The sequence below is a fragment of the Amantichitinum ursilacus genome (genome assembly GCF_001294205.1).
In the GTDB taxonomy this organism is placed as follows: domain Bacteria; phylum Pseudomonadota; class Gammaproteobacteria; order Burkholderiales; family Chitinibacteraceae; genus Amantichitinum; species Amantichitinum ursilacus.
Genome location: NZ_LAQT01000019.1, coordinates 1 through 6,606, shown reverse-complemented (window position 1 = coordinate 6,606; position 6,606 = coordinate 1). Strand labels below are relative to the sequence as shown.

The following is a 6,606-nucleotide window of genomic DNA, read 5'->3' as shown; positions in this document are numbered from 1 at the left end:
CTCAACGCCAACCGCGTGACGCTGACCACGGGCACGGCGTTGATGAGCAACGGCAATCTGGATGGCTTTAGAGTGCAGCGCGGCGTGATCGATATCTCCGGCGCGGGCATGGACAGCAGCCAGGCCGATTACACCGATCTGATCGCGCGCGCGGTGCAGATTAACGCCGGGCTGTGGGCCAATACGCTGAAAGTAACGACGGGCGCCAATGATGTCAGCCTGGATCAATCAACCGTCACCACCACCTCTGCCAGCGGCAGCGCACCCGTGTACGGCATCGACACCGCCGCGCTGGGCGGCATGTACGCGGGCAAGATCACGCTGGTGGGCACCGAGGCCGGGGTGGGCGTGCGCAACCTGGGCACGATCGGGGCCAGCGCGGGCGATGTCATCGTTACCGCCGACGGCCGTCTCGAAAACGCGGGCCACATGAGCGCCAGCGGCAATATCCAGACCGACACCCACGCGGGCGTGGTCAACAGCGGCAGTGTGTATGCGCAAGCCGAAACCCGCCTGAACACGGCCGGCACGCTGAACAACAGCGGCACGCTGGCCGCACGCGGCAACACCACCTTGACCGCCGCCCAGGCCAACAGCCAGAGCGGATCGGTGCTGGCGGCCGGTTTAAACAGCGATGGCACGCTGGCCGGTGATGGCGTCCTCACGGTATCCGCCAGCGGCGCGCTGACCGCGCAAGGGCAGAATCTGGCCGGCGCAACCGTCGCCTTGAGCGGTAGCACGCTGGACCTGAGCCACAGCCAGACCGGCGCGCAAACGCTGAATCTGCAAGCGCAAAACGGCGATCTGATCGCCACCGGGGCCACGCTGGCCGCCACCAACCAACTGCAAGCCGGCAGCAGCGGTTTGCTGCGCACCGACGCCGCCACCGTCAACGCGCCACTGCTGAATATCAGCGCGCATGACCTCTCCAACGTCGGTGGCCAATTGCTGCAAACCGGCAGCAGCGACATGACGCTGACCACCGCAGGCCATATCGACAACACGCAAGGCCGCATCGGCAGCAACAGCACCAATCTGACCGTGCAGGCCGCCACGCTGACCAACCAGAACGGCCGCATCGAACACAGCGGCAACGGCACGCTGGATGTAAGCGCACAAACGCTGAATGGCCAGGGCGGCAGCATCCTGGCGGCCCATGCCCTGAATCTGCACGGTGGCCAGATCGATGTTTCTGGCGGCCAGACCGGCGCGGACCAGATCGCCATCAACGCCAACGGCCTGAACAACACCAACGGCAAGATCGTGCAAAGTGGCCACAACGCCATGCAGGTCAGCATTAGCGGAATGCTGGATAACCACGGCGGCACGCTGGGCAACAACGGCGACCTGAATCTGCAAGCCGGGCAACTGAACAACGCCGCCGGTTTGCTGCAAGCGGCGCAAGGCGGCACTGCGCTGATCGGCGTGCAAGGCGCGCTGGATAACAGCGCCGCGGGCCAGCTGATTGCCGATGGCAACGTGCAACTGAGCGCGGCCAGCCTCAACAATAGCAACGGCAAAGTGTCGGCGGGCGGCACGCTCAGCAGCACCTTCACCGGCCTGCTGGACAACACGCAAGGCACGCTGGTGGCGGGCGCGGCGCAAACATTGCACAGCGGCAACCTGCTGAACCAGGCGGGCAATATTCAGGCGCTGAATGGCGCGCTGAATGTGCAAGCCAGCAATGCCATCAACAACGGCAGCGGCCAGTTGCAAGCCAGCCAGACGCTGAACATCAGCGCGCAAAGCCTGGCTAACGCGGGCGTAATCTACGCGCAACAAGACGTCACGGTGGGTCTGAGCGGCCTGTATAGCGGCAGCGGCACGCTGGCGTCGGTGGGCAATCTGCAGCTGACGGCGGGCAGCGTGGACAGCAGTGGCACGCTGGGCGCCAGCGTGCAACGCGACGGCGCGATCTCTGGCAGCGGCGCATTGCAGATCAGCAGCACGCAAGCACTGGCGGCGCATGGCCAATTGCTGGCGGTGGGCGGCATCACGCTGGACGGCGGCAGCGTGGATTTAAGCGCGGGCAAAGCCAACGCCGCGCAGATCAATATCAACGCGCATCACGGTACGCTCAGCACCGCCAACGCCGTCGTCAGCACGGCGGGCACGCTGACGCTGAGCACCAGCGGCACGCTGAACAACGAACACGGCGCAATCGACGCCAACCAGCTGAACATCAACGCGGGCGTGATCGATAACCACGCCGGTAGCCTGCTGCAGACCGGCAGCGGCGACACCACGCTGGCCGCCAGCCAGATCGACAACAGCAACGGCACGCTGGGCAGCAACGGCGCCAATCTGAGCATCAGCACTGCGCAACTGAACAACGGCAGCGGCACCGTGCAGCACGCGGGCAATGGCACGCTTAACCTGGGTGGCGGCGATGTGCTGGGCAGCAATGGCCATATCATCAGCAACGGCACGCTGGCGTTGCACGGCAACCAGATCGTGCTGGATGGCGGCACGGTCAGCGCGCAAGCGCTGCAGGTGACGGCGGCGGCGCTGTCCAATGTCAACGGCCAGATTGCGCAATACGGCAGCGGCGCGGCCAGCGTTACGGTGACCGGCGCGCTAACCAACACCGGCGGCACGCTGGGCGCAAATGGCGATCTGAACCTGCACGCCGCCAGCCTGGATAACCGTGGCGGCACGCTGCAAGCGGCACAAGCCGGGGCGCTGGGCATTACCGTCAGCGGCACGCTGGACAACCGTGTGCTGGGCACACAAGCAGGCCGCCTGGCCGCGGCGGGCAACAGCACGATCAGCGCCGGTACGCTGGATAACGGCGGCGGCCAGATCACCGCCGGCGGCAGCGCCACGCTGACCGCGCAAAACGCGCTGGACAACAGCGGCGGCAATATCGCCAGCAATGGCGCGCTGACGATCTCCGCCGCACAACTGAACAATGCGCAAGGCAATATCGGCTCGGTGCAGGATGCCGCCACGCTGACCACCACGGGCAGCCTCAACAACCAGCTGGGCCATATCGACGCCGCACAAGCGCTCACCCTGAACAGCAGCGGCCTGAACAACCTGCAAGGCCATATCGTGGGCCAGAACACGCTGGTGAACGCGGGCACGCAGACCCTCGATAACACGCAAGGCACCTTGGGCGCTCGCGGCACCTTGGGCGTGCAAAGCGGCGCGCTGAACAACACGGCGGGCCTGATCCAGTCCACCGGCGCGTTGAGCATCGACAGCCACGGCCAGACGCTGACCAATACGCAATCGGGCACCGCGCTGGGCATCATCAGCCAGAGCGGCATCACACTGCACAGCGGCGACCTGAACAACAGCGCCGGCTTTATCGGCGCGGCCACCGACCTGACCGCCACCACAGGCCAGCTCAGCAATGGCGCTGGCGGCGTGATGACCGCCAGCCAGGGCCTGCAGCTTAGCGCCAGCGGCATCGATAATCGCGGTGGCCAGTTGCAGGCGGTGCATAACGCCACGCTGAACGTGGGCGGCGGCAGCATCGACAACAGCGGCAGCCTGATCGGCGCGGGCGACAGCCTGAGCGTAACCGCAGACAGCATCAGCAACCGCGCTACCCAGGGCCAGCTGCAGGGCCTGCAAGGCCACGACGTCAGCCTGAACACCAATACGCTGGATAACCAGGGCGGCAATGTTTTTGCCGACGCCACGCTCAGCATTACCGGCCGCGGCCAGATCGATAATTCGCTGGGCAAGATGAGCGGCCAGCAAGTACTGATCCAGGACAGCAACAGCGCCAGCAAGGCGCAGACGCTGGTGAACGGCAGCGGGCAACTGGTGGCGGGCCAACGCATCGGCATCGACAGCGCCAGCATCAACGGCGTGGGCAGCATCAACAGCTATGGCGATATCAGCTTTAACTTAAGCCAGAGCCTGAGCAATGACGGCCAGATTCAGGCCAGCCGCAATCTCGACCTGACCACCGCGGGCGTGCTGAACAACAACGGCATCATCAGCGCCAACGGCGCATTGCATGTGCGCGCGGCGGACCTGAACAACAGCGCCAGCGCCGAGCTGAGCGGCCAGAGCAATACGCTGGATGTGAGCGGCACGCTAACCAACCGCGGTTTGATTGATGGCGGCGAAACCGACGTCAACAGCGGCGCGCTCATCAACACCGGCACCGGCCGCATTTATGGCGACCATATCGCCATTGGCGGCGGCAGCCTGAGCAACCAGGCCGAGAATGGCGTCGCCGCCGTCATCGCATCGCGCAGTGGCATGGACCTGGGCGTGAGCAGCCTGAGCAACCGCAACCACGCGCTGATTTTTGCGGCGGGCGACATGGCGATAGGCGGTGCGCTGGACGGCAACCACAGCGCCGTCGGCCAGGCCAGCAGCGTGTACAACGGCAGCGCGCAAATTCAGGCCATGGGCAACCTGAGCCTGAGCGCGCAAACCGTCACCAACGCCAATCTGAACTTTAGCGTGATGCAGGTGGTGACCTCGATTACGCCGCACGAGGAATACACGATCAAGGATGACCCGACGCATTACGACGTGAGCAACGTCGAAAAGCGCCACATTGAAGTCGACATCGTCTACCCGGCCGGCTGCGGCAATCCGTGTTACGACGACACCACCTACCATTACGACAACTTCGTTAAATACCTGTTTAACCGCACGGTAACCGACGACCAGGTGGCCAACACCGACCCGGCCCTGATCAGCAGCGGCGGCAATCTGACGCTGAACACCGGCGTGGTGACCAATAACCAGAGCCATATTCTGGCGGGCGCCACTTTGGGCGGCACCACCGGCAGCATCAACAACGTCAGCTACATCGCCAACGAAACCACCAGCGACAGCGGCACGCAGCAGCACTTTTATCGCATACGGCAAACGGGCAGCGACGGCCAGGGCTCCGACCCGGCGGTGGCGTACAACCCGGCCGCCAGCGTGACCCATCCGGAACTGAAAGGCCGGGTGGAAGAACATGCCTCCACCGCCGCCACAGGCAGCGCCGCCGCGCAAACTGTGGCGCAAGTGGCCGGAGCGCTGGGCGATGTGACTGCGCTGGACGGCCAGACGCGCGGCAGCAGTCTGGCGGGCGGCGCCAACGTCATCCCCGCCCCCGTGGTGGCCGGCAGTGGGGCCAGCAGCGTCAGCGGCAACAGCGCCATCAGCAGCATTGCGCTGAACACCGCCGCAGCCACCACCAGCGCCACCAGCAACCTTCCCGCCGGCACGCCGCTGGTGGTGCGCACCATTGCGCCCAATACCACGCTGCCCAACAACGCGCTGTTTAAACTGAACCCGGGCGCGCAAAGCGGTTATCTGATCGAAACCGATCCGCGCTTTGCCAATTACCAGACCTGGCTGTCGTCGGACTATCTGCTGCAACAACTGCAACTGGACCCGGCCACCACGCAAAAACGCCTGGGCGACGGCTTTTACGAACAACAACTGGTGCGCGACCAGGTGGCGCAACTTACCGGGCGTCGTTTTCTGGATGGCTACAGCAGTGATCAGGCCGAATACCAGGCGCTGCTGAGCAACGGCGCCACCATGGCCAAGGCGTGGAACCTGACGCCGGGCGTGGCGCTGACCGATGCGCAAGTGGCGCAGCTGACGTCCGACGTGGTGTGGCTGGTGTCGAAGACCGTCACCTTGCCCGATGGCAGCACCACGCAAGCGCTGGTGCCGCAGGTGTATGTGCGGGTTAAACAAGGCGATATCGACGGCAACGGCGCGGTGATTGGCGGCAACAACGTGGCGCTGACGGTCACTGGCGATCTGACCAACAGCGGCACCATCGCAGGCCGCAACGTGGTCGCCATCAACGCGCAGAACGTGCAGAACCTGAACGGCCGCATTTCGGGCGACAGCGTGGGCGTGCGCGCCAGTAACGACCTGGCCAACCTGGGCGGCATGATCGACGCCGCCAGCAACCTGAATGTGAGCGCCGGGCATGATCTGAAAGTGGCCAGCACCACGTCCACCCAGACCAACGCCAGCGGCAGCACCACCAATGTGTCCGCCATTGCGGGCCTGTACGTGAGCAACGCAGGCGGCACGCTGGTGGCCAGCGCCGGGCACGACCTGACGCTGACCGGCGCCGAGATCGTCAACAGCGGCGTGGGCGGCAGCACCAGCCTGAGCGCCGGCAACAACATCAACCTGGGCACCGTCGCCACCGGCAGTGCGCTGAACGCGCAATTCAGCGCCGATGCCTGGCGCAATGTCAGCACCAGTAGTGAGGCCGGCAGCAGCATCAGCAGCAAAGGCAACGTCACGCTGAACGCGGGCAACGACCTCAACCTGCGCGCGGCCAATGTCACCAGCGAAAACGGCCAGGTGGCCGCCATCGCCCAGCACGACATCAACCTGAGCGCCGGCCAGACCGTCACGCATCTGGACGAAGCCAGCAAGACGCAGGAGAACGGCCGGTTCTCGCACGGCAGCACCCGCACGCACGACATCCTGGACAGCACCACGCACAGCGGCAGCACGCTGAGCGGCAACACGGTGGTGGCACAGGCCGGGCACGATCTGAACATCACCGGCAGCAACGTCGCCTCGGATGCGGGCACGTCGTTGACGGCGGGTAATGACGTCAAAATCGTCGCCAGCATCGATACGCAGACCACCAACAACAGCAGCAAA

At 65.0% G+C, this 6,606-nt stretch carries 1 protein-coding gene; it reads left to right on the top strand.

What is annotated here, in order from left to right; translation table 11 throughout:
- Positions 1 to 6,606 (top strand): beta strand repeat-containing protein (locus tag WG78_RS15545; protein WP_161805130.1); only part of this gene is annotated, 6,606 nt, incomplete at both ends.